1 protein-coding gene is annotated in these 379 nt (G+C 57.8%); it reads right to left on the bottom strand.

Annotated features, from left to right (window positions below):
- On the bottom strand, positions 1-344 hold a 344-nt coding region (locus AAZU54_RS27330), incomplete at its 3' end, for a DDE-type integrase/transposase/recombinase (RefSeq protein WP_434727899.1).
- Positions 345-379: the final 35 nt, after the last annotated feature.

The raw sequence follows: 379 nt of genomic DNA on the forward strand, positions 1-379 counted from the left end.
TACTGGCATCCCTGGTCGGAATGAAACATCACATCCTTCGGCTTGCCGCGGGATTCGGCCGCCATGCGTAGCGCGTTGCAGGCCAGCCTGGCGTCCGCAATCATTGAAAATGCCCAGCCCACCACCCATCGTGCGTACAGGTCGAGCACAGCTGCCAAGTACAGCCAGCGCTTGCCAACCTGGATATAGGTCACATCCCCACACCACACTTCGTTGATCGTCGAAACTTTGAAATTCCGCTTCAACTGATTTTCTGCAATCAGCGCTTCCGCGCCTGAAGAACGGTACCGGTGCGGCCGGCGCTGCCTGCATTTCAGGCCAGCTTCACGCATCAGACTACGCACTTTGTAGCGTCCGACTTTATGGCCGTCACGCCGCA

It is taken from the genome of Pseudomonas sp. Je.1.5.c (genome assembly GCF_051129895.1).
GTDB lineage: Bacteria > Pseudomonadota > Gammaproteobacteria > Pseudomonadales > Pseudomonadaceae > Aquipseudomonas > Aquipseudomonas urmiensis.